The sequence below is a fragment of the Paragemmobacter straminiformis genome, from assembly GCF_014243445.1.
Lineage (GTDB): Bacteria > Pseudomonadota > Alphaproteobacteria > Rhodobacterales > Rhodobacteraceae > Paragemmobacter > Paragemmobacter straminiformis.
The window spans coordinates 354112-376830 of record NZ_JACLQD010000004.1; the positions used below are offsets into that span (position 1 = coordinate 354112).

Below are 22719 nucleotides of genomic sequence, written 5' to 3' on the forward strand. Positions count from 1 at the left end.
GGTGCCAGCGGCTGTTTTCGGGCATCAGCTCCACGCGTGCAGCGGAGGATTGACGCCGTTCAGGTAGTAGTTGCCGAGGATGGCATATTTCCACCGCACGGGATCGTGCAGCGTGTGGGTGCGGGCGTTGCGCCAATGCCGGTCGAGGTTATGTTCGGCCAGGGTTGAACGGGTGCCCGCGAGTTCGAAGAGTTTGTTGGTCGCCTGAATGGCGATTTCCGTCGTCAGGACCTTGGCCTCGGCGGTCTTGATCTGGGCGCGGGCGACGCTGTCGGCCGAGGGGGCGCTGACGGCGGCATCCACGGCCAGACCGGCCTGATCGAGCACCGCTTCGGCGGCGTTCGCGCGCAGCACAAGGTCTCCCACGGCCTGGATGGTGTAGGGATCCTGCGAGGCATGTTCGAGACCGCTGTCCACCCATGCGCGGCTGCGGTGCCTGACGAAATCGACGGTGTCGCGGATGGCCGCGCGGGCGATGCCCAGATCGACGGCGGCCTGAATGATCTGGAAGATCGCGCCGTCGGCGGTGGGTTCGGCATAGCCTTTCCAGCCCGGCACCAGATGGGTTTTCGGCACCTTGACGTTCGTCAGCGTCACGGTTCCCGAAAGGGTGGTGCGCTGGCCGAAGCTGGACCAGTCGTCGATCACGCTCAGACCTTCGGCCCCGCGGTCGGCAATGGCATACCAGGCCCGCCCTTCGGCATCGAGCGCGACGATGGGCACCAGATGCGCGAGAAGCGCGCCCGATGCATAGAACTTGCGGCCATTGACGAGGACATGGTCACCCCTGTCCTCGAATTTCGTTTCGAAATCGACGGCGCGTTTCGAGCCGAATTCCGAGAAGGCATTGCCGAAGCGGGTGCCCGACAGCACCTCGGAGAAGAGCAGTTCCTGCTGGGCCTTGTCCGAGACGGTGCGGATGGCCGATACGACGCCGAGGTGGTTCTGCGGCACTTGGCCAAGGCTCGGGTCGGCTTCGGAAATGATTGCGATGACGCGGTTGATCGTCACCCAGCTTGCGTCAAGCCCGCCGAATTCCCGAGGCACGTTGATGGCCCAGAGACCGCTTTGCGAAAAGGCGTCAAGCTCGGCCTGGGGCCAGACGCGGTTGCGGTCGCGTTCGGATGCGCCCTTGGCGAAGTCGGCAGCCAATCTGCGGGCGATGTCGATGGCCTCGGCCTCGGTCTTGATGACATGCGCCTTTTCCTTGGGGCGCGCGACGGGAGGGACGGGGGCGCCCTTGGGGTCGGGGCGGGTGTGTAGGGTCATGGTGTCAACTCCTGACTTGGATAGGGGGAGCGGCGGTTGCGGCGCCGCCCAGATAGCTGGCCTTGATATCCTCGCGTCCGGCCAGTTCGGCGGCGGGGCCGCACAGCACGCTGCGGCCGTTTTCGATGACCGTGGCGTGATGGGCATGTTTCAGGGCGACCGAGGAATTCTGCTCGGCCACCAGCAGCGTCAGTCCGGTTTCGCGGTTCAGCCGCGACAGGGCTTCGAAGATTTCGGCGACGACCAGCGGGGCAAGACCCATCGACGGTTCGTCCAGAACGAAGACCTCGGGGGCGGCCATCAGGCCGCGCCCGATGGCGGCCATCTGCTGTTCGCCCCCCGAGGTCAGGCCCGCAACCGAGCGCCGCCGTGTGGCAAGGCGCGGAAAGAGGGCATAGACCTGCTCAAGCCCGGCGGCGATGCGCGCCCGGCCGAAGCCGCGCCCGACCGCGCCGGTGACGAGGTTTTCCTCGATGGTCAGCGACTTGAACAGGCGCCGGCCTTCGAGAACGGGCACCAGACCCTTGCGGATATGGGCGTCGGGGCTGGCCGAGGTCACATCCTGACCGCGAAAGCGGATGTGGCCCCGCGTGATCCGTCCCCGCTCGGCCGGCAAAAGGTTCGACGCGGCCTTGAGAAGCGTGGTCTTGCCCGCGCCGTTCGCCCCGAGGAGGGCTGCGAATTCGCCGCTGCGGACCGTCAGGCTTACGCCGTGCAGTGCTGCGATGGCGCCGTTGTAGCTTGCAGCCACATCTTCGAATTCAAGGATGACGTCCGACATCGCGGTTCCTTTGCCGAAAGAAGGGGGCGGGCGGGAGGAGGCCGCCCGCCCGCGGGCAATCACTGGCCGACGACCTCGTCGACATCGGCTTGCGTGCGGATGGTGATGCCCTTTTCGGCGGCATAGGCCTCGGACGACTTTTCGATGATCGGGCGCAGCAGCGACCAGTCGGGGGCGATCCAGTCGGAAACCACGTTCCACTTCTTGCCGTCCCACTGCTGGAAGGTCACGTAGCCTTCGCCTTCGTGGTTCTGCCAGGTGACGTTGATCGAGTGGAAGAGGTTTTCGGCGCCGAGTTCCTTGACCCGTTCGGGGCTGAGCTGGAGGTGTTCGAAGCCCCAGCGGACCTCGTCGCCGGTCAGGGTGCGGTGGCCGAATTTCTCTTGGGCGATGCGCACGGCCTCGACGTTCAGGATGCCGTTGACGATGCCGAGGTTGTGGTAGACCGACCCGATGCGCTGCGGATCGGAGAGGTTGCCCTGGCCCGCATCGTAGACGGTCTTGATGATCTCTTGCAGGACCGGATATTCCTTGCCCGAGGCCTGCGTGGTGATCGCGGTATAGCCGATGGCGGCATCGCCTGCGGGGGTCACGTCCTCTTCCGAGTTCGACCAGACGTTGCCGATGATGTGGTCGACGGGAAAGCCGTTGCGCTGGGCCGTCGTCAGGGCCACGGGATTCATCACGCCCCAGCCGCGCAGCACCACGTAATCGGGGCGTTCGCGGCGGATCTGGAGCCATTGGGCGCCCTGCTCGTTGCCGGGGTGGGGCACTTCGATCTGGGTCAGTTCAAAGCCGTATTTCTGCGCCAGAAGGTCGTAGATCGGGATGGTTTCCTTGCCATAGGGCGAGCCGTGGTAGAGCACGACGATCTTCTTGCCCTTGAGCGCGTCGGGCCCGCCTTCCTTGCTTGCGATGTAGTTCACGATGCCCGAGGTTTCGGAATAGGGGTTCAGCAGCAGCGGAAAGACGTAGGGAAAGACGCGCCCGTCGGTCGTGTCGGTGCGCCCGTGGTTGATGGTGATGAGCGGAACCTTGTCGGCGGTGATGCCGTCGATCATGGCGTAGGCGATGCCGACCGAAAGCGGGTTCCATGCGGCGATGCCGGGGTTCGATTTCAGGCGCTGGTAGACCTCGACGCCCTTTTCGACCTCGTATTCCGTTTCACCTTCGGACCATGTGAGCTTGACGCCGTTCACGCCGCCGTCGCGGGTGTTGATCAGGTTCAGGTAGTCGATGAAGCCACCGAAAAAGCCCGTGCCGCCTGCGGCATAGGGGCCGACGCGATAGGATTGCAGCGGGAAGTGCTGTTCGTCGGCCTGCGCGGTGGTGAAGCCACCGGTCAGGATGGTCGCCGCCAGAAGCGCGGGGGCGATGCGTTTGAAGAAGGACATTGGCGTCTCCGTTTGGTTCTTGTGTTTGGGGGAGTGATGGGGGTCAGCCGGCGCGCGGGGCGGCAAGGCGGCGTTTCAGGCGCGACAGGATCGCGGACAGGCCGCTCGGCTCGGCGATGAGGAAAAGGATGATGACGGTGCCGAGCGCGATACGTTCGAGCAGCTCGATGGTGCCGGGATCGGCCACGCCATCGAAGAACAGGCCGGTCAGGCGCGACAGGACGAGCGGAAAGACCACGATCAGCCCCGCGCCAAGGAACGCGCCGCGGATCGTCGCCAGCCCGCCGATGATGACGATGAACAGGATCTGGAAGGACCGGTCGAGGTTGAAGCCCGCAGGTTCGACCGTGCGCAGATAGGCGAAGGCCCAGATGACGCCGGCAATGCCGATGATGGCCGAGGAGAGGGCAAAGGCGAAGAGCTTGGTCCGCAGGACCGGCACGCCGATCACGCGGGCGGCGGTTTCGTTGTCGCGCACGGCGATCAGGTTCACGCCTTGCGGGCCGTTCACGATGCGGTGGAGCAAGAACGTGATGGCCGTCACCGTGACCAGCGCAAAGAGGTAGCGGCCGACCGGACCGGACAGCGGCAGGCCTGCGATCCCGATGGCCGGTGCCGCGATGATGCCCGAGGCGCTGCCGTTTGAGAACCAGCCGAACTTGTTCAGCGCCCATTGGACGAAGAATTGCGCGGCAAGGGTCGAGACTGCCAGATAGAAGCCGCGCAGGCGCAGCGAGGGAAGGCCGAACACCAGCCCGATCGCCGCCGCCGCGACTGCCGCGAGCAGCATCGACGCGGGAAGCGGCAGGCCGAGGCGCAGATCGAAGTTGAAGGCCGCGAAGGCGCCGACCGCCATGAAGGCCGCCGAGCCGAGCGAGACCTGCCCGGCGTAGCCGGTGAGCAGGTTCAGGCCCAGACCCGCCAGAGAAAGCGCGAGGAAGGGCAGCAGGATCGCCTCGATCAGGTATTCGTTGGCGAGCAGCGGCACGGCCAGATAGGCGACGGCCAGAATGACGACGAGGGGAAGTGCTGCCAGCAGACGGTTTTCGCGGGGGGGCAGCGGGGTTGCGCTGAATTCGGTGACGAGGGACATGGGTCAGAACCTTTCCACGAGTTTCTGGCCGAACAGCCCCGAGGGCCGGACCAGCAGCACCACCAGCGCCACCGCATAGGCGAACCAGCCCTCGATACCGCCGCCGACGAAAGGCCCGAGATAGACCTCGGCCAGCTTTTCGGTGGCGCCGATCAGCAGGCCCGCGACGATGGCCCCGAGGACCGAGTCGAAGCCGCCCAGAACCAGCACCGGAAGCGCCTTGAGCACGACGAGCGAGAGGGAGAACTGCACCCCGAGCCTTGCGCCCCACAAGAGACCGGCGACCAAGGCCACGACGCCCGCCGCAGTCCAGACCGCGATCCAGATCCGGTCGAGCCGCAGCCCGACCGCGAGGGCGGCGAACTGGTCATCGGCCACGGCGCGGAAAGCGAGGCCGGTGCGGGTGAAGCGGAAAAAGGCGGTCAGCACGGCAACCATCGCCCCGGCAATCGCTGCCGCGACAAGATCGAAGGTCGAGATGAAGATGCCGGCCACCTCGAAAGGATCGTTCGAGATGCCGAGGTCGAGCCGGTGGACCTGCGTGCCCCACAAGAGTTGTGCCAGCCCTTCGAGGATATAGGACAGGCCCAACGTCGCCATGAAAAGCGTCATGGGCGAACGGTTGGCGAGCGGCCGCAGCACCGCGCGTTCGACGGTGATGCCGAGCAGCGTCATGGCGAGCAGGGTCAGGACCAGCGCGCCTGCGAAGGGCAGGCCCATCTCGGTCAGGCTGACGAAGGTCAGCGCGGCGAAAAGGACCATCGCCCCCTGGGCGAAGTTGAGCACGCCCGAGGTCTTGTAGATCAGCACGAAGCCGATGGCGACCAGCGCATACATGACGCCCGAGAGCAGGCCGCCGATCGCGACTTCGACCGCGAAGAGGAAGGTGAACCAATCCATCACGCGGCCTCTGCCCCGAGATAGGCGCGGATGACCTCGGGGTCGCGGCGGACCTGATCGGGCGTGCCGTCGGCGATCTTCACACCGTGATCCAGCACGGCGATATGGTCGGACAGGCCCATGACCACGCCGATGTCATGTTCGATGAGGATGACGGACAGCCCGCTTGCGTCGCGCGCCTGCCGCACGAAGCCGGCCATTTCGGCCTTTTCCGTCGCGGTCATGCCGGCCATCGGTTCGTCGAGCAGCAAGAGCCGTGGTTCGGCCACGAGGGCGCGGGCCAGTTCGACCCGCTTTTGCAGGCCGTAAGGAAGGGTGCCGACCTTGCGGTCCAGTGCTGCGGTGAGGTGGAGCCTTTCGGCCACCTTGCGGACCTGTCCGTTCTGGCGGGCCTGTTCGCGGCGGGCGGCAGGAAGGGAAAGCAGATGCCCCAGCACCCCGCTGCGGCGCTGGAAAACCAGCCCCGAGAGGATGTTTTCCGCCACGGTCAGCGCCGGAAACAGGGCGAGGTTCTGGAAGGTCCGCGCCACGCCGAGGACGGCAAGCCGCTGCGGCGGAACCGCGCGAAAGCGTTGCGCGCCGAAGCGGATTTCGCCCGCGTCGGCCTGATAGAGCCCGCTGATGACGTTGATGAGCGAGGATTTTCCCGCCCCGTTCGGCCCGATCACGGCGCGGATTTCGCCGGCCTTTACGTCAAGGCTGACGGCCGTCAGCGCCTTGATTCCCCCGAAACCCAGGCTGACCGCTTCGAGTGCCAGAACGGCACCGGTCGCGGCGCGCGTTTCGCCCTTGGGCAAGGCCTGGGCTTCGGTCCGGTCGCGGACCGGATGGGCAGCCGGATGGGCGCGCAGAAGGGCGCTTGTCATGGCGAAACTCCGTGGGTTCGGGGGGAGAGGGGGGGAGCGGCGGCCCTATTCGGCCGCCACCGCCTTGGCGTCACGCGCCGCTTCCAGTTCCCGGACGAGCGGGATCACATGCTTGCCGAAGAAATCGACCTCTTCCTGGAAATGCAGGAACCCGAGCAGGATCAGGTCGGCCCCGTGATCCTTGAGCGCGAGGATGCGTTCGGCCACCTGTTCGGGCGTGCCGATCAGGTTCGAACGGAAGCCGTCGTTATACTGGACAAGATCCTGGAATGTGGATTTCGCCCAGTTGCCCTCTTTCTCGGGGCTGGCATTTCCGGCGTTCTGCACTTCGTGGTGGAAGCCGCGCACGGCGTCGGGAATGGCGTGGTCCAGCACATTCTGCAATTCGGCCTTGGCCTCGGCCTCGGTCGGGCGGACGATGCCGAAGGCGTTGATGCCGATCTTGGCGCGCGGGCGGGTGCGGCCGAAGGCGGCTTCCTTGGCGCGGATGTCGTCGACCTGCGTCTTGAGCCCTTCGGGCGTGTTGCCGTTGGTGAAGTACCAGTCCGAGACGCGGGCGGCCATGTCGCGCGCCGCGCGGGACGAGCCGCCCTGGAAGATTTCGGGCAGGCCGCCGACGGGCTTGGGTTTTTGCGAGTAGTTGGCGAAGCGGTAGAAGTCGCCTTCGAGGCTGTATTCCTGCTCGGTCCAGATGCCACGGATGGCGTTGATGAACTCTTCGGAGGTCCTTGCAGAGGTTGATGGGGGTTATTCCGCAGCCACGGCCGGACGGCGGGCTTGCGGGAAAAGGTCGTCGAATTCCGAGACCGCGCGGTGAAGGCGGGCAAGTGCCGCCTCGCCGGTCAGGACACCGTCGGTGAAGTCGCGGTCCGAGACATGCACGGCGGTCGACAGGACGCGGGCTTCGAAAAAGGCGAAGAGCGGGCGAAGCTGGTGTTCGACGGCCAGAGCATGTTTCTCCCCGCCGCCGGTCGCCGCGATCAGCACCGGCTTGCGCAGAAGCGCTGCGGGGTCGATCAGGTCGATCAGATGTTTGAAAAGACCCGGATACGATGCCTTGTAAACCGGGGTCGCCACGATCAGCGCATCGGCCGAGAGCAGCGCCTGCACATGGGCCTGCGCCCTGTCAGACAGGTCGGAGAGACGCCGCGCCCGGCCCAGATCGTCGCCGAAATCGGCCAGTTCGAAAAGCTGCGTGCGTGCGTCCAGACGCCCGGCCGCCGCATCGAGAGCGACGCGCACCAGACTTTTCGTCTTGGACGGGCTTGTGGTGTTGCCCGAAAGGCCGACGAGGGAAAGGTTGCTCATGCGACCTCCAAAATACGCGATAAACTTGGTAGACATTACTTGCGCAAGTCGGCCTGCTTCCATTCCAAATATGGCCCTGAAAACAGATTTTTTATCTATTGAATGAATAGACGTTTGAAAAACAAGGGCGGTCCGGCGCGGTGGGGGAAGGATGGTCTCTTTCCATCACGGTTTTCGCGGCTGCGGGGCTGTTTGCGGCCCGACCGGGAGGTTTGCGTTCTATCGGGGCGGGGCGGATCGCCCTTTGGCGGCCTGACATCCGGTGGGCGGCGGCGCTGCGGGTCAGTTCGGGGGCTGGCGCGATTTCCATTGGCGGCGCAGGTCAAGCGCAAGGGCCACTTCGCGTTGCAGGTAGCTGCGGTCGGCGTCGTGTTCCAGTTCGGCCCAGCTGTTGACGGCCGAGAGGGCATCAAATCCCGGCGAGAGCGCCTCGGCGCGGTCGAGGTGGCGCGCGGCGGCGGCGGCATCGCCGAGGGCCGCATGGCAGGCGGCAAGGCGGGTCTGTTTCCACGCATCGGTCCCGGGCAGGCGCTGGATGCAGGCGATGGCCTGTGCATGGTTGCCCGCGATGTGATGGGCGATGGCAAGATCGCCGTGATACCAGCCCGGATGCAGCGGGTTGAGGCGCACGGCCGCGTCGAGACAGTCGATGCCTTCGTGCGGTTTGCCGCGCAAGGCGAGGACATAGCCCAGCATGGCGAGGGGGTCGGGGTCTGACGGGTTGGTTGCGACCGCCTTGCGGGCGGAAAACTCGGCGGCGTCGAAGTCGCGGCGCCAGAGGCGGGCCAAGGCCAGAATGGCGTGGCAGCGGGCCTCTTCGGGGGCGAGTTCCACGCCGCGCAGGGCATGGGAAAGACCTTCGTCCAGCACGGCGGGCGGGGCTGAATCGTAGCCGCCGAGGATAAGCACGGCGAGGCCGAGGTAGCTGTGGCCCAATGCGAAGCCCGGGTCACGTGCGAGGGTCGCGCGGAAATGGGCATGGGCCTCTTCGTTGACGCCCTTGCCATAGCGGCGCAGGGCGGCGACGCCTGCGACGAAGTGCTGCCATGCGCCCAGATCGGCGCTGGGCGAGGCGGGGCCGAGCGCAATCCGCTTTTGCTGGTCGATGCCGAGGCGGGTGATGATCTGGTGCGGCAGGGCCATCAGCACCTCGGCGGGGCTGGATTCGCCGATCAGGAAGGTGTCGGCCCAGATCTGGCGGCCCGTGGCGGTTTCGCACAGCGCGGGCGCAAGGCGCAGGCCGTTGGCGACACGGCGCGCGCTGCCCTCGACGAACCAGTCCGCGCCCAGGGTGCGGGCGGCATCGTGGGGTGACATGTTCTCGGGGCGGCACTGGAAAGCGGAGTGGCGGGCAATCACGCGGACAAGGCCGTAGCGTCCGAGGCATTGGCAGATTTCCTCGGTCACGGCATCGGCGAGGATGCTGTCATCGGCGCGGTCCGAGAGTGTCAGGAAGGGAAGGACGACGACGGCGGGCGGGCCGTCGGGTGCCGGGTCTTGACGCGGCAGGTCGAGCATGTAGCCGCGGCGGGGAATGGTGCGCAGCGCCCCGTCGTCCAGCACGCGCCGAAGGTCGCTGACGGCCTGCGTCAGCGAGTCTTCGCCCACGGTCACGTCGGGCCAGATGGCGTCAAGGAGTTCGTCCTTGCCGATGACGCGGCCCGCATTGCGGGCAAGGTAGGTCAGAAGCGCGAAGGTCTTGGCGCGCAGATGCACGGGCTGCCCGTCGCGGAGCAGCGTTCCGCGGCCAAGGTCGAGATCATGCGCGCCGATTCTCATTCGCGGCCCCCCGAACGGGATGGTTCAGCGAAAGGCGGGCGGGCGGGTCTGTCAAGCGTTCAGAAGCCGAGGATGCGGAAGATCCATCCCGGCCCGTCGGTCCAGTCGGGAACGGTCGGGTCGAGCGAGGGCATGAGCGAGAGAAGATCGCCTTCGGGACAGCCGTTGAGGCTTGCCGCTTCGAACAGGCGGTGGTGACGGTCGCGCACGAGGCCGTCTGCGGTGTCATCCGGCGGGGGGCATGGCTGAAGGCGGGACAGCGGCGCGGGGCGGGGGGGAGGGATCATCGGCATGGGACACCTTCGGGAGTGCGATCCCTGCAAGGTCGGCCCTGCGGCGGGTGAAGTCCTGAAACCCCGGTGATGTTTTTCTGAAAAGCGGTCGGGCGGGCGGGATGCGGCCTGCGCTGCGCGTGGCCCTAGGCAGAGCGGCTTTGCCGCAGCAGGCTCAGGATCTGGCGCAGGGCTGCGGCCGGACCGATGGCGCGGGCGATATCGTGCAGCATGGCGATATCGGCGCGGATCCCTGCGACAAGGCCGCGCTTTCTGGCCTTGGTGGGGCTTGCCACGCCGCGCCAGCGCACCACGGCGATCGGGTGGCGGGCGGCGATCCAGAGGGCGTTTATATAGACCTCGACCCCGAAGCGGGGCAGGCGGCAAAGCGCCTCGGCGTGGGGGGCGATCATGGCGCGGGGCAGGACGCGTTCGCCCGAGATGTAGTCGAGCCCGATCCAGCGCCACAAGAATGGCGCGTTGCGGCGCAGGCTGATCGAGGTGGCTGCCTTGCCCGTGAGGACCGGCAGGAGCAGGCGGGTCAGGTCGCGGGGGGTGAGGCCGACCAGATCGGCATCGAGAAACAGCAGGTAGCGGCCTTGCGAAAGCGCGATGCCGGCAGCCAGCGCGCGGGTCTTGCCGCCGTTCTGAGCCATGTGCAGCAGGCGCACGCCGGGGCGGGCGGCGACATGGGCGGTGGCGTCGGTCGAGCCGTCGTCGATCACGATCACCTCGTCGATCAGCGGGTTGGCAAGGGCTGCGTCAAGCACGGCGCCGATGCGCGGGGCTTCGTTATGGGCGGGGATCAGGCATGAGACGCGCATGGGGTTTTCCTTGCTTGCGAAGCCAGAGGAGGGCGAAGCCGAGGGTGAGGGCGCAGAGGGCGAGACCCAGCGGAACAAGCCAGTCGCTGTCGCGCAGGCCAGTGCCGAAGGCATAGCCGAGCAGGGCGAGGATGGCAGCCTTGGGAAGGGTCGCCGCAAGGTTGAAGCCGAGAAACGGGAGCAGCGGCACGCGCGCCATGCCCGAGGCAAGCAGGACCAGCGCGCCGATGGAATGGGTGAGCTTGTCGTAGACGAGCACGCGGCCCGCATTGCGGCGCAAGTCTGCCAAGGGGACGGTGCGGTTGATCCGCCGTGACAGGCCGCGCGGCAGGCGGTGGCGCAGGGCGCGGCCTGCGCCCCAGAGGAGGGCGTCTCCGGCAAGATCGGCAAGCGTGGCGACAAGGATGACGCCGCCAAGGGGAAGCGTGCCACCTGCGGCGAGGGCGTCTGCCGCGAGGGTGGCGAACGGGCCTTCGACAAGGGCAGCGGGGGCCAGCAGCCACAGGCCGTGGGTGGACAGCACGGCCATGACCGAGGCCGGGGTCATTCGGCGGCCAGAACGGTCGCGCCGGGCGGCTGCATGCTGGTGCCGCGCCATGTGATGCCGCGCGAGGCGAAGGTGGCCAGCCAGATCGGCAGCAGCATCGCATCGCGCAGCGGCATGGCCAAAAGATCGCGCCAGCCGCAGGGCCAGCCCGCCGCCCTGAGCAGGGCCGCTTCGGCCAGATACCAGAGTTTCAGCAGCGCAAGCGCGGGCAGCGGGCCGAAAGCCGCCGCGCAGGCGATTGCGGGCAGCAGCGGGCCGTTGACCGGTTCGAGCAGGAAAAAGCGCGGAAAGGCATCGCGGCGGACGCGCGACCAGCGCAGCTGCCGGTTCCAGACCGCGCGGAGGCTGCGCTTGCCGATGGGTTGGGCAAAGGGGCGGGGGGTCAGCGTCACGCGCTTGCCAAGGCTGCGGACAAGTTTCGTGGCGGCGGCATCCTCGGCCAGATCGCGGGCGATGGCGGGCAGGCCGCCTGCGGCGTCGAGGGTGTCGCGCCGCCAGAACATGGTCTTGCCTTGGGCAAAGCCGAAGCCGAGGCTGTCGGCGGCGAGTTGCAGACGCGCCTGATTGCCGTTGAGGAAGGCGCATTCGATCGAGGCTGCCAGCCCCTCGGGGCGGATGCCTGCGGGGGGCGAGGAGACGAGGCCCGTCTTGCCCTGCCAGCAGGCGATGAGCGTGCGCAGGTAGTCGGGCGGAAGCAGGAGATTGCTGTCGGCCATCGCGACCCATGCGGAGGTGCTGCCCGTCCAGCCCTTTTGCAGGTTGTTGAGTTTGGGGTTGGCGGTGATGCGATCCTCGCCCAGCAGAAGGCGGGCGGGGATGCGGGGGTGGCGTGCGATCAGGTCGCGCAGCAGCGGGACGACGGGGTCGTCGCTGCGGGCGACGCAGAACACCACTTCGTAGGCGGGGTAGTCCTGAAGGAAGCTGGAGCCGAGGGTTTCGGCATCCTGCGCGTCAAGCCCGCAGGCGGGGCGCAAGAGGGTGATGAGGGGCGTGCCGCCCTGCGGCAGCGGGCGCGGCCGCATCAGGCGGCGGGCGACAAGCGCGGTCGAGCCGAGATGCGCCGCCGTGCAGGCGGTGGCGAAAAGCGCAAGGGCTGCGGCGGGCATCAGATGCCCCGCCGCACGGGCAGGCCCGCAAGGTCGGGGCCGCGTTCGGCAAGGCTTTGCCGTCCGCCGAGGATTGTCAGGGTGCCTTTCGCATCCTCGGCAAGGGCCGTGAAGCTATCGACCCAGTCGCCGCAATTGGCGTAGAGCAGGCCGTGATCGGCGTGCAGATCGGCAAGGTGGAAATGGCCGCAGACCACGCCGTCATGGCCCGTGGCGCGGGCGAGTGCGACAAGGCGCTTTTCGTGCCCGTGGCCAAGGGCCATTGCCGCGTTGATCCACGAGAGGACACGTTCCACGAGGCTGCGCTCGTGGGGGCCGAGGCTGCGGCCGAAGCGGCGCAGGCCACGGTCGATCCGGCGCAGGGCCGTATCGGCGCGGCTGCCGATGCGGGTGAAGATGTGCCAGCGGAACAGGCGCGCATCGCAGGCGTCGCCGTGCAGGACAAGAAGTTTCTCGCCCGTCGCGGTTTCATGGGTGAAACGGTCGGCAATCTCGGCGGGAAGCAGGTGTTCGAGCCGCGTCTCGCGCATTTCGGCATCGTGGTTGCCGACGAGGTAGACGATGCGCGTGCCTGTCGCGGCGCGGCGGGCGAGCAGGGCCATGATCGCGTCATGCGTGGCGCTCCAATGGACATGCAGCGGATGCCAGAGGTCGAGCACATCGCCCACGAGGTAGATGACGGGGGCCGTGTTGCGGTGCAGGAAGTCGAGGATCAGATCGGCCCTGCATCCCAAGGCCCCGAGATGCAGATCGGACAGGAAAAGCGCACGGTGGAGGCGCGGCAGGGGCAGGTCTTCGGCGGGCCGTGTCTGGGGCATTGTGTCCTCACGCGGGGTGAAAAGCCGGTTGCGCGAGGTGTGACAGGGTTCGGGAACGGTTTTGTTAAGGCAGTGTGTCGGTTGGGTGAAATTGCGGGCGGGGGATTGCGGGCCGGGATTGCAGGCGGGCGGGTGGCCCGCCCGGCAGGGAAGGGGTCAGCCGACGCGCTGACCCGCGACCCATGTGCCACGCAGCGCCCCCGCGCTGCCGATGCGGGCCACGCGGATCACGTCGGCGCGTTGGCCGGTGGCAAGCGTGCCACGATCCGCCAGCCCCGCCGCCGCCGCAGGGGCCGCCGTCACGGTAGAGACGCCGCGCGCCATGTCGCCCCAGAGGTCGCCCAGCATCAGCGCTGCGGAAAGCAGCGACGAGGGGACGTAGTCGGAGGAGACGATATCGAGCAGATCGGCCTCGGCCAGAGCGCGGGCGGCGACGTTTCCGGAATGCGAGCCGCCACGGATCAGGTTCGGGGCGCCCATCATCACGGCGATGCCGTGGTCACGGCAGGCGCGGGCGGCTTCGACGGTCGTGGGAAATTCGGCGAAATGCGCGCCCTGTTCGGCCGAGCGGGCGACGTGGTCTTCGGTCGTGTCGTCGTGGCTTGCGAGGACCGCGCCGTAGCGGCGCGCCTCGGCCACGGCGGCGGCTTCGTGGGTGGCACCGACGCGGGCGGAGAGTTCCTTTTGCGCGGCGATATGGTCGAGGAATTCGGCATCGGAAAAGCCGTGCTTGCCGCAGACGTAGTTCCGGAGTTGCTCCATGTGCCGGAACTGGCGCTGGCCGGGGGTGTGGTCCATCAGGCTGACGATGCCGACGCCGTCTTCGGGGCCGAACTTGGCCATCTCGTCGGTCAGGGTTTCCGAGCAGGCCTCGGCCCGCAGGTGCAGCAGATGGCTGATCCGCAGGCTGCCCGCGCGGCGCAGGGCCATGATCTCGTCGGCCAGATGGCGGGCATATTCGCCGTAGTTCGCCTTGGCCTTGGACGTGACCGAGCCGACGCGGAGGGCATCGAAAACGGTGGTGATGCCGACGCTGGCAAGTTCGGCATCATGGGCGAGGATGGCGGCCGTATGGGGCCAGTCGACCTTGGGGCGAGGCTCGATGTGGCGTTCGAGGTTGTCGGTGTGCAATTCGATCAGGCCGGGCAGGACGAGGTCGCCGTTGCAATCGATGGCGCCTGCCGGGACCTGCGCCCCGCTGTCGATGGCGGCGATCAGGCCGTCTTGCAGCACGAGCGAGCCGCGCAGGGTTTCGCGCGGCAGGACGAGGGTGGCATTCGCAAGGATCGTTTCGGTCATCTTCTGGCTCTTGTATCCGGGGGGGCGAGGGTGTCAGAGGCGTGTCACAGCGGTGTGACAAAGCGCGGGTAAGCGGGCGGAATGGAACAGTTCAAACGCTATGCGGTCTATTACGCGCCCCGTGCGGGGGCCTTTGCCGAGGCCACGGCCAGCTGGCTGGGCCGGGATGTGGCGCGCGGTGTCGCGGTGGCGCATCCGGACCTTGCGGGCCTGCCGGACGCAGTGGCCCGCCTGACGGAAGCGCCGCGCAAATACGGCTTTCACGGGACGATCCGCGCGCCCTTCCGGCTGGCCGATGGCGTGACGCGGCAAGAGCTGTCGGGGGCTGTGGACGATCTGGCGCGGCGCTTGCCCCGCGTCGCCTTTCCCCGGCTGGCGCTGCGGGTGATGAAGGGCTTCGTGGCCCTTGTTCCCGAAGGCGACGACAGGGGGCTGATCGAGCTGGGGGCAAGGGTGGTCACGGCGCTTGATCCGCTGCGGGCGGCCCTGACGGCGCAAGAGATCGCCCGCCGCGATCCGGCACGGCTGAGCGAGCGGCAGCGCGAATTGCTTGGCCTTTGGGGCTATCCTTACGTGATGGAGGAGTTCCGTTTCCATCTGACGCTGACCGGCGACCTGCCCGGCGCGCAGGCCGAGGCCGTGGTCGGGGTGCTTTGGCCCTGGATTGCGCCGGTGCTGCCCGAACCCTTCGTGATCGAGGATCTGTGCCTGTTCGGCGAGGATGGGACGGGGCGCTTCCATCTTGTGTCGCGTCATGCGCTGGCAGGCTGAAGGGCGGCGAGGAAGCGGGCGATGCCCTGTTCGAGCGGGCCGTCGTTGACCACATCGGTGACCGACAGGCCCTGCGGGATGTCGTAGCTGGCGCGGCTGATGCGGGCGGCGATCTCGTCGCGGGTTTCGCGGCCACGGGCGAGAAGCCGCTCTGTCAGCACGGCCGAGGGGGCGGTGACGCGGATCACGGAGAGGTCGGGAAAGAGACGGGCGGCGCTGTCGAGCGCGGCCCGCGAGCCGTTGAAAAGGACATCATGGCCCGCATCGCGCCGGGCGAGGGTTTCGGCGGGGATGCCGTAGCAGAGGCCATGCGCCTTCCAGTCGAGCGCGAAACCTCCGGCCTGTTTGCGGGCGGTGAACTGCAAGAGGCTGACGCCCTCGAAATCCTCGCCACCTGCCGAGGCGGGGCGGGTGATGACGCGGCGGGCGATCACGAGATCGGGCCGGGCCGCGCGGACGGCGTCGATCAGCGTATCCTTGCCCGCGCCGGAGGGGCCGACGACTGCGAAAAGACGGCCCTTCATGCGGCGGCACCGGGGGTGAAGCCGGTCACGTCGACCAGACGGTCGCAGAGGCGGGCGCGGGCGGATTCGTCATGGAAGATGCCGATGATGGCGGCACCGCGGGACTTGGCCTCTTCGATCAGGGTCAACACCACCTCGCGGTTGGCGGCGTCAAGGCTGGCGGTCGGTTCGTCGAGCAGAAGCGCGGGGTAGGGGTGGACGAAACCGCGTGCGATGTTGACGCGCTGCTGTTCGCCGCCCGAAAAGGTGGTGGGCGACAGCGACCAGAGGCGACGGGGGATGTTCAACCGTGCAAGCAGGGTTTCGGCGCGGGCGCGGGCTTCGGCCAAGGGCGTGCCGAGCGTCAGGAGCGGTTCGGCCACGACATCGACCGTCGGCACGCGGGGCACCACGCGCAGGAACTGGCTGACATAGCCCAGCGTCTCGCGCCGCAGGGCGAGGATGTCGCGGGGGGCGGCGGTGACGAGGTCGACCCCGCCCACACGGATGCTGCCCGATGCCGCGAGGTAATTGCCCCAGACCATGCGCATCAGCGTCGATTTTCCGGCCCCCGAGGCACCGACGAGCGCCACGCATTCGCCCCGCCCTACGCTTAACTGCGCGCCCTGCATCACGGGGATCACCGCGCCGCCCTGATTGTGCAGGGTGAAGGATTTCGAGAGGTTTTCGATTTCGATCATCGGATCACACCTGAAGGACGGAGGAGACGAGAAGTTGCGTATAGGCGTGCTGCGGATCGTCGAGCACCTGATCGGTGAGGCCCTGTTCGACCACATGGCCCGATTTCATCACCATCAGCCGGTCGGCCAGCAGGCGCACGACGGCTAGGTCATGGGTGACGATGATCGCGGAAAGCCCCATCTCGCGCACGAGACCGCGCAAGAGGTCGAGCAAGCGGGCCTGCACCGAGACGTCGAGGCCCCCCGTCGGTTCGTCCATGAACACGAGGCGCGGGCCGGTGACGAGGTTGCGGGCGATCTGGAGCCGCTGCTGCATGCCGCCGGAAAAGGCCGAGGGGCGGTCGTCGATGCGGCTTGCGTCGATTTCCACGCGGCCCAGCCAGTCGGTCGCGGCATCGCGGATGCTGCCATAGTTGCGCGCGCCCACGGCCATCAGCCGCTCGCCCACGTTGCCGCCTGCGGTCACGCCCATCCGCAGCCCGTCGCGCGGGTTCTGGTGGACAAAGGCCCAGTCGGTGCGGGCAAGGCGGCGGCGTTCGGGTTCGGTCATCCGCAGCGTGTCGCGCGGGCCGCTTGCGGTGGCAAAGACCACTTCGCCCGTATCGGGGGCAAGATGACCCGCAAGGCAGGAGAGCAGCGTGGATTTGCCCGATCCGCTTTCGCCCACGATGCCCAGAACCTCGCCCGGCCAGAGGTCGAAGGCGACATCGGTGCAGCCGATGCGGGTGCCGTAGCGCTTGGATAGACCTTTAACGGACAAAAGCGGCGCTTGCGGCTTCACCTTTGCGAAAATACTCATTTCCGTAGCCTGCATCACGCGCCTCCCCCTGCCGTTTCGCCCAAGCGGCCGACATGGCCTGCTTCGCGGCGCGAACGGCAGAAATCGGTGTCGGAGCAGACGAACATGCGGCTGCCCGCATCGTCGGTGATCACCTCGTCGAGGTAGCTTTCGGCTGCGCCGCAAAGGTCGCAGTCATGCGGCGCTTTCGAGGGATCGAAGGGGTGGTCGTCGAAATCGAGGGAGACGACGCGGGTAAAGGGGGGCAGGGCGTAGATGCGCTGTTCGCGGCCCGCGCCGAAGAGTTGCAGCGCGGGGCTGTCCGAGAGTTTCGGATTGTCGAATTTCGGGATGGGCGAGGGGTCCATGACGTAGCGCCCCTCGACCCGTACCGGGTAGGCATAGGCCGTGGCGATAGAGCCGTGGCGGGCGATGTCTTCGTAGAGTTTCACATGCATCAGCCCGTATTCCTCGAGGGAATGCATCTTGCGCGTCTCGGTCTCGCGCGGTTCGAGAAAGCGCAGGGGTTCGGGGATCGGGACCTGATAGACGAGGATCTGGCCGGCCGTCAGCGCCTGTTCGGGGATGCGGTGGCGGGTCTGGATGACGGTGGCTTCGGCCGTTGCCTCGGTCGTGGCGACGCCTGCGGTGCGCTGGAAGAACTTGCGGATCGAGACGGCGTTGGTGGTGTCGTCGGCGCCCTGGTCGATGACCTTTAGCACGTCTTCGGGCACGAGGCAGGCCGCCGTGACCTGCACGCCGCCCGTGCCCCAGCCGTAGGGCATGGGCATCTCGCGGCTGGCGAAGGGGACCTGATAGCCCGGAACCGCGACGCCCTTGAGGATGGCGCGGCGGATCATGCGTTTGGTCTGTTCGTCGAGATAGGCGAAGTTGTAGCTCTGGTCGGTCATTCCGCCGCCTCCTGCCGTGCCGCCCCGATTGCCGTCAGCGCTTCGGCCCGCAGTTTGCGAATCAGTTCCAGCTCGCTTTGGAAATCGACGTAATGGGGCAGTTTGATATGTTCGAGAAAGCCCGTGGCCTGCACGTTGTCGGCGTGCATCAGGACGAATTCCTCATCCTGCGCGGGGGCGCCGCTGTCGTCCTCGCCCAGTTCCTTCCAGCGCAGGGCGCGATCCACAAGGCTCATGGCGATGGCCTTGCGTTCGGTCTGGCCGAAGGTGAGGCCGTAGCCGCGGGTGAATTGCGGAGGTTCGGTTTTCGAGCCTGCGAACTGGTTGACGGTTTCGCATTCGGTCAGCTCGACCTCGCCGATCTCGACCGCGAAGCCAAGCTCGGGGATGTCCATTTCCACGGCAACGGTGCCGATGCGGAGTTCGCCCACGAAGGCATGGGTGCGCCCGTAGCCGCGCTGGGTGGAATAGGCGAGCGAGAGGATGAAGCCTTCGTCGCCGCGTGTGAGGGCTTGCAGGCGCAGGGCGCGGCTGGCGGGGAGTTCCATCGGCTCGCGCGTGAGGTCGGGGGGGATGTCGTCGTAGGCCGTTTCGGACTGGATCAGGCCGTCGCGGTTCAGGAAACCGGTGATATGGGGCAGGTCGGAGGTCGGGACGGGGGCGGTCGGGGCGGCGGGGGGCAAGGCGCCCTCGGCGGCGAGTTTGAAGTCGAGCAGGCGGTGGGTATAGTCGAAGGTCGGCCCGAGGATCTGGCCGCCCGGCGCGTCCTTGAAGGTGGCGCTGATGCGGCGGGTGCAGGCCATGCGGGCGGTTTCGACGGGGCGCGAGGCCCCGAAGCGGGGAAGCGTGGTGCGATAGGCGCGCAAGAGGAAAACCGCCTCGATCAGGTCGCCGCGCGCCTGTTTGATCGCAAGGGCGGCAAGGTCGGGGTCGTAAAGCGAGCCTTCGGCCATCACGCGGTTGACCGAAAGGCGGAGCTGTTCGCGGATCTGTGCTGTGGACAGTTCGGCCACGGCGGGATCGCCGCGGCGTTCTTCGGCAAGGAAGGCGTGGGCGTTGTCGATGGCGCGTTCGCCACCTTTGACGGCGACATACATCAGGCGGACTCCACTTTGGTGGACCGTGGCAGGCCGGCGAGGCGGTTGCCTGCGGTCAGGATGCAATCGAAGCCGAGCGGGAAGAGCGCGTGGTTGGCCTTGAAAGCGGCGGTTTCGGGAAGGGACAGCGTGGCGCGGTCGCGGATGCCGGGGCCGGAAAGCTGCGGTCCCCGAGAGGAGAGGGACGGCAGCTCGACGATCAGAGTGGCGGCGCGGTCGGGATATTCGGGGGTGCCGATGGCAAAGCGGTCATGCGGGGCGAGGGCGTCCCATGTGCCGAGGGCGAAGGTGGCTTGGGCTGCGGCAACGAGCGGGGCGCCGGTGTGGAAGGTGATCCAGTCGCGCACCGCAGGGGTGTCGGCCGCGCCCGCCAGATGCACGGGGGTGGTGCCGTCGGCGAGTGTCAGCAGGACCAGACCCGCCGCCTGCGACAGGGGCGCGGGGGGTGTTGCCCCCGTCACGGTGACGATGGTGCCGGGCCGCGACAGGGCGTCGAGGATGGCGCGGAAGGCGCGGGCGGATTGGGTGGGGGCGTCGCTGAAGCCGCCGGTCAGGGCATCGTGGGTCATTTGTCCTCGCCCCTGACCATGGTGAAGAATTCCACGCGTGTTGCGGCGGCCTTGGCGGCGCGGAGGCTGCGGGCGGCGGTCTCTGCCTCGGCCAGCGGGGCGAGGATGCGGGTCTGCACATCGGCCGCGCGGGGCGACTGCATCAGCGCGTCGACAAGTGCCGCGCGGCGGGCGTGGTCGCGGCTGCGGCCCTGCACATGGGCGTGGCCGACCTCGCCCGTGGCAAGGCGCAGCGAGCAGCGTGTCACGGTCATCTCGCCAAGGTTGAAGGCGGCCCCCGTCGCGCCGATCCGGCCGCGCACCATGACGGTGCCGATCTCGGGCGGGCGGAGGAAGGCGGCTTCGGGTTCATCGGGCATCAGCGCGGCCAGCCTGTCGGCGCAGGCGCGGGCCAGAAGGCCCATCCAGTCGCGGCGGGAGGGTTCGGTCATTGTGGCCTCGACATCTTTCGGGGTTGTCCAGTATTCTATACAACTATACAAATCTTCTAACGGTGCGGGGCCTGCGAGTCCCGTGAAATTTTCATGACAGGCGGAGAGTGCCGATGGCGCGGGCGGCGATCTGGGCGGATATCGCGGCGACCCTTTCGGGCGAGATCGGGCAGGGGTTCTATCCCAAGGGAAGCAAGATTCCGACCGAGGCGGAGCTTGCCGCGCGCTTCGGGGTGAACCGACATACGGTGCGCCATGCGCTGGCGGAGCTTGCCGCCAAGGGGCTGGTCGTGTCGCGGCGCGGCGCGGGGGTGTTCGTGGCAAGCCGCCCGACCGATTATGCCATCGGGCGGCGGGTGCGGTTCAACGAGAATGTCACCGCCTTCGGGCAGACCCCTTCGCGCGAGTTGACGCGGCTGGAGACGCGGCCTGCCGCCGCGCATGAGGCGGCGGCGCTGGGATTGGCGGCGCTGGCTGCGGTGCATGTGGTCGAGGGCGTGTCGCTGGCCGACGGGCAGCCGCTTGCCATGTTCCGTTCGGTCTTTCCGGCGGCGCGGTTTCCGGCGCTGTTGCAGGCGCTGGGCGCGGTGCCGTCGATCACGGCGGCGCTGGCTGCGGCGGGGGTGACGGATTACGTCCGCACCAGCACGCGGGTTACGGCGAAGCTGGCCAAGCCCGTGCAGGCGTTGCGCCTGCGTGTGCCCGAGGGCGCGCCGATCTTGCGGACCGAGGCGATCAACGCCGATGCGGCGGGCGTTCCGGTCGAATATGGCGTGACATGGTTTGCGGGCGACCGCGTGACCCTGACGATGGCGGGGTGACCGTCACGTGGCCGTTGCAGGGCGATGTTATCCACAGGCTCACCCCCCGCAAGATGGACCCGAGCCGATGCCGAACCCCGCCTTTCTGCCGCCATTGCGTTTCACCGGAGCCGAGGTGCTGCGGGAGGGGAGGCTTGGGCCGGATGCGATTGCCGTAGCCGAGGGGCTGCTGACGGATGCCGCCGCGCCCGAGATCGACCTGAGCGGCTTTCTGGTCTTGCCCGGGATCATCGATCTGCATGGCGACGGGTTCGAGCGGCAGATGTTTCCGCGTCCGACCGCGCCCTTTCCCGTGGCATCGGGACTTGCCGCGACCGACCGAGAGGCCGCAGCGCACGGGGTGACGACGGCCTATCTTGCGCAGAGCTGGAGTTGGGAGGGCGGGCATCGCGGGCCGGAGCAGGCCGAGGCTTTGCTGGCGGCCCTGGAAGGGTTCGAGGCCGCAACCGACCTGCGCGTGCAGATCCGCGCCGAGACGCATCTGGTCGAGGCCGCCCCGCGCCTGCTCGAGGTGGTGGAACGCTACGGCGTGGATTACGTGATCTTCAACGACCATCTGGAGGAAGGATTCCAGATGCGGCGCGGCAATCCGGACGGATTTGCCCATTGGGCGCGCAAGGCGGGCTTGGCCGAGGACGCACTTTTCGCCCGTATGGAGGCGGCGCGGGCGCGGACGCGGGAGGTTCCGCGCAGCCTTTGCGCGCTGGCGAACGGGTTCGACCGGCTGGGCGTGACCTATGGCAGCCACGACGATCCGGATGCCGAGACGCGCGAGTTCTATGCGATGATCGGGGCGCGGGTGGCGGAATTTCCGACGACGCGCAAGGCGGCGATGGCCGCGCGGCCGACGGGATCGCCCATCATCATGGGGGCGCCGAACGTGGTGCGGGGCGGATCGCAGGCGGGCAACATATCGGCCGCCGCGCTGCTGCGTGACGGGCTTTGCGATGTGCTTGTGTCGGACTACCACATTCCCGCGCTGCCGCTGGCGGTGTGGCGGCTGGTGGACGAGGGGCTGGCGCTTTCGAGGGCCTGGGCCCTGATTTCGTCAAACGCGGCCGATGCCTTGCGGATGGCCGACCGCGGGCGCATCGCGGCGGGGCTGCGGGCGGATCTGGTGGTGGTGAATGCCGCGACGCGGCAGGTCGAGGCGACGATCGCGGGCGGACGTCTGGCCTATCTGTCGGGCGAGGCGGGGCGGCGGTTCATGGCGCAGCCGCAGGCGATGCGGATGGCGGCGGAATAACCGCGCGCCCTTGGCGTCAGCCGCCGTATTTTTGAAGGAAGGCTTCGGCTTTCAGGCTGCGGAAATCGTGCAAGGCGCCGCGCAGGCGGGCGTGGTCCCAGTCCCACCATGCGAGGGCCAGAAGCCGGTCGATGATGTCTTGGCCGAAGCGGGGGCGGAGAGGTGCGGCGGGGACGCCTGCGACGATGTGGAAATCCGGCACATCCTTTGTCACCACCGCGCCCGAGGCGACGATGGCGCCGATGCCGATGGTGATTTCGGGCTTGATGATCGCGCCGTGGCCGATCCAGCAATCCGCGCCAAGCGTGGTGCGGCGGGCGGCGCGGGCGGCGAAGGTGGCCGGATCGTCTGCCGCGTCGTCCCAGTAATAGCTGGAGCGGTAAAGGAAATGGTGCTGGGCCGCGTGGCTGTAGGGGTGGTCGGTCGGGCCGATCCGGGTAAAGGCCGCGATGTTGGAAAAGCGCCCGACGGTGGTGTTGGCGATATCGGCGTAGCGGTCGCAATAGGCGTAGTCGTGGAAGGCCGAGTTCATCACCCGCGCGCCGCGCCCGATTTCGACATAGGCGCCGAAGGTCGCGTTGGCGATTTCCGTCTCGGGGTGCAGGAAGGGCTGGTCGGGCGAGAGTTTCGGCATG

The 22719-nt window shown here is 67.7% G+C and carries 25 protein-coding genes and 1 pseudogene; 3 read left to right on the forward strand and 23 right to left on the reverse strand.

Annotated features, from left to right (window positions below; all coding sequences use genetic code 11):
* Nucleotides 1-24 precede the first annotated feature (24 nt).
* The 15 genes and pseudogenes from H7F16_RS15110 to H7F16_RS15180 form a co-directional block, all read right to left on the reverse strand.
* Nucleotides 25-1269, reverse strand: coding sequence for an SfnB family sulfur acquisition oxidoreductase (locus H7F16_RS15110; protein WP_185798449.1), 1245 nt, complete (start codon nt 1267-1269; stop codon nt 25-27).
* A gap of 4 nt (nt 1270-1273) precedes the next feature.
* Nucleotides 1274-2050 carry an ABC transporter ATP-binding protein gene (locus H7F16_RS15115; RefSeq protein WP_185798450.1) on the reverse strand — a complete coding sequence of 259 codons (777 nt, stop codon included), beginning with the start codon at nt 2048-2050 and terminating at the stop codon, nt 1274-1276.
* A 59-nt stretch (nt 2051-2109) separates the two neighbouring features.
* Nucleotides 2110-3444, reverse strand: coding sequence for an ABC transporter substrate-binding protein (locus H7F16_RS15120; protein WP_185798451.1), 1335 nt, complete (start codon nt 3442-3444; stop codon nt 2110-2112).
* 43 nt (nt 3445-3487) lie between these two features.
* The gene (locus tag H7F16_RS15125) at nt 3488-4537 is read right to left on the reverse strand and encodes a branched-chain amino acid ABC transporter permease (protein ID WP_185798452.1); all 1050 of its coding nucleotides are present in this window, start codon (nt 4535-4537) and stop codon (nt 3488-3490) included.
* A 3-nt stretch (nt 4538-4540) separates the two neighbouring features.
* Complete coding sequence (locus tag H7F16_RS15130) at nt 4541-5437, reverse strand: branched-chain amino acid ABC transporter permease (RefSeq protein WP_185798453.1); 897 nt, start codon at nt 5435-5437, stop codon at nt 4541-4543.
* Nucleotides 5437-6303 (reverse strand): ABC transporter ATP-binding protein, encoded by an 867-nt coding sequence (locus H7F16_RS15135; protein ID WP_185798454.1) that lies wholly within the window; start codon nt 6301-6303, stop codon nt 5437-5439. The genes H7F16_RS15130 and H7F16_RS15135 overlap by 1 nt, the downstream gene beginning before the upstream one ends.
* Nucleotides 6304-6348: 45 nt before the next feature.
* Nucleotides 6349-7029 (reverse strand): annotated as a pseudogene (locus H7F16_RS15140) (LLM class flavin-dependent oxidoreductase); the annotation flags it as partial.
* 21 nt (nt 7030-7050) lie between these two features.
* A complete protein-coding gene (locus tag H7F16_RS15145; protein WP_185798455.1) occupies nt 7051-7611 on the reverse strand; it encodes an NAD(P)H-dependent oxidoreductase in 561 nt (186 codons plus the stop codon).
* A gap of 282 nt (nt 7612-7893) precedes the next feature.
* Nucleotides 7894-9390 carry a winged helix-turn-helix domain-containing tetratricopeptide repeat protein gene (locus H7F16_RS15150; RefSeq protein WP_185798456.1) on the reverse strand — a complete coding sequence of 499 codons (1497 nt, stop codon included), beginning with the start codon at nt 9388-9390 and terminating at the stop codon, nt 7894-7896.
* Nucleotides 9391-9449: 59 nt separating this feature from the next.
* A complete protein-coding gene (locus H7F16_RS15155) occupies nt 9450-9677 on the reverse strand; it encodes a hypothetical protein (protein WP_185798457.1) in 228 nt (75 codons plus the stop codon).
* A gap of 131 nt (nt 9678-9808) precedes the next feature.
* Nucleotides 9809-10486, reverse strand: coding sequence for a glycosyltransferase family 2 protein (locus H7F16_RS15160; protein WP_185798458.1), 678 nt, complete (start codon nt 10484-10486; stop codon nt 9809-9811).
* The gene (locus H7F16_RS15165; RefSeq protein WP_185798459.1) at nt 10455-11033 is read right to left on the reverse strand and encodes a DedA family protein; all 579 of its coding nucleotides are present in this window, start codon (nt 11031-11033) and stop codon (nt 10455-10457) included. The genes H7F16_RS15160 and H7F16_RS15165 overlap by 32 nt, the downstream gene beginning before the upstream one ends.
* Entirely contained in the window at nt 11030-12139 is a 1110-nt protein-coding gene (locus H7F16_RS15170) for a ceramide glucosyltransferase (protein ID WP_185798460.1), read from the reverse strand. The genes H7F16_RS15165 and H7F16_RS15170 overlap by 4 nt, the downstream gene beginning before the upstream one ends.
* On the reverse strand, nt 12139-12957 hold the full coding sequence (locus H7F16_RS15175; protein WP_185798461.1) for a UDP-2,3-diacylglucosamine diphosphatase: 819 nt from the start codon (nt 12955-12957) through the stop codon (nt 12139-12141). Before H7F16_RS15175 ends, H7F16_RS15170 begins: the two co-directional genes overlap by 1 nt.
* A 156-nt stretch (nt 12958-13113) precedes the next feature.
* A complete protein-coding gene (locus H7F16_RS15180; protein WP_185798462.1) occupies nt 13114-14256 on the reverse strand; it encodes an alpha-D-ribose 1-methylphosphonate 5-triphosphate diphosphatase in 1143 nt (380 codons plus the stop codon).
* A gap of 81 nt (nt 14257-14337) precedes the next feature.
* Here H7F16_RS15180 and H7F16_RS15185 point away from each other — a divergent pair, with 81 nt between their 5' ends.
* Entirely contained in the window at nt 14338-15027 is a 690-nt protein-coding gene (locus H7F16_RS15185; protein ID WP_185798463.1) for a DUF1045 domain-containing protein, read from the forward strand.
* On the opposite strand, the gene phnN is transcribed toward H7F16_RS15185, so the two are convergent.
* The 7 genes from phnN to phnG are packed head-to-tail and all read right to left on the reverse strand — an operon-like array spanning nt 15009 to nt 20017.
* The gene (gene phnN, locus H7F16_RS15190; protein WP_185798464.1) at nt 15009-15551 is read right to left on the reverse strand and encodes a phosphonate metabolism protein/1,5-bisphosphokinase (PRPP-forming) PhnN; all 543 of its coding nucleotides are present in this window, start codon (nt 15549-15551) and stop codon (nt 15009-15011) included. The two genes, H7F16_RS15185 and phnN, sit on opposite strands and share 19 nt — an antisense overlap.
* Nucleotides 15548-16231 carry a phosphonate C-P lyase system protein PhnL gene (phnL, locus tag H7F16_RS15195; protein ID WP_185798465.1) on the reverse strand — a complete coding sequence of 228 codons (684 nt, stop codon included), beginning with the start codon at nt 16229-16231 and terminating at the stop codon, nt 15548-15550. The genes phnN and phnL overlap by 4 nt, the downstream gene beginning before the upstream one ends.
* 4 nt (nt 16232-16235) lie before the next feature.
* Nucleotides 16236-17030, reverse strand: a complete 795-nt coding sequence (phnK, locus tag H7F16_RS15200) for a phosphonate C-P lyase system protein PhnK (RefSeq protein WP_185798466.1) — start codon at nt 17028-17030, stop codon at nt 16236-16238.
* A 14-nt stretch (nt 17031-17044) separates the two neighbouring features.
* The gene (locus H7F16_RS15205; RefSeq protein ID WP_185798467.1) at nt 17045-17920 is read right to left on the reverse strand and encodes an alpha-D-ribose 1-methylphosphonate 5-phosphate C-P-lyase PhnJ; all 876 of its coding nucleotides are present in this window, start codon (nt 17918-17920) and stop codon (nt 17045-17047) included.
* Complete coding sequence (locus H7F16_RS15210) at nt 17917-19017, reverse strand: carbon-phosphorus lyase complex subunit (RefSeq protein ID WP_185798468.1); 1101 nt, start codon at nt 19015-19017, stop codon at nt 17917-17919. Before H7F16_RS15210 ends, H7F16_RS15205 begins: the two co-directional genes overlap by 4 nt.
* Nucleotides 19017-19586: a phosphonate C-P lyase system protein PhnH gene (phnH, locus tag H7F16_RS15215; protein ID WP_185798469.1), complete on the reverse strand. Its 570-nt coding sequence runs from the start codon at nt 19584-19586 to the stop codon at nt 19017-19019. The genes H7F16_RS15210 and phnH overlap by 1 nt, the downstream gene beginning before the upstream one ends.
* Nucleotides 19583-20017, reverse strand: coding sequence for a phosphonate C-P lyase system protein PhnG (gene phnG / locus H7F16_RS15220; RefSeq protein ID WP_185798470.1), 435 nt, complete (start codon nt 20015-20017; stop codon nt 19583-19585). Before phnG ends, phnH begins: the two co-directional genes overlap by 4 nt.
* Before the next feature lie 113 nt (nt 20018-20130).
* On the opposite strand from phnG, the gene phnF reads away from it, so the two are divergent.
* Both phnF and H7F16_RS15230 read left to right on the forward strand, forming a co-directional pair.
* Nucleotides 20131-20838 carry a phosphonate metabolism transcriptional regulator PhnF gene (phnF, locus tag H7F16_RS15225; RefSeq protein ID WP_185798471.1) on the forward strand — a complete coding sequence of 236 codons (708 nt, stop codon included), beginning with the start codon at nt 20131-20133 and terminating at the stop codon, nt 20836-20838.
* Between the two features lie 67 nt (nt 20839-20905).
* Nucleotides 20906-22084: an alpha-D-ribose 1-methylphosphonate 5-triphosphate diphosphatase gene (locus H7F16_RS15230; RefSeq protein WP_185798472.1), complete on the forward strand. Its 1179-nt coding sequence runs from the start codon at nt 20906-20908 to the stop codon at nt 22082-22084.
* A 16-nt stretch (nt 22085-22100) separates the two neighbouring features.
* Here H7F16_RS15230 and H7F16_RS15235 read toward each other — a convergent pair whose 3' ends face one another.
* Nucleotides 22101-22718, reverse strand: coding sequence for an LbetaH domain-containing protein (locus H7F16_RS15235; protein ID WP_185798543.1), 618 nt, complete (start codon nt 22716-22718; stop codon nt 22101-22103).
* Between the last annotated feature and the right edge of the window lies 1 nt (nt 22719).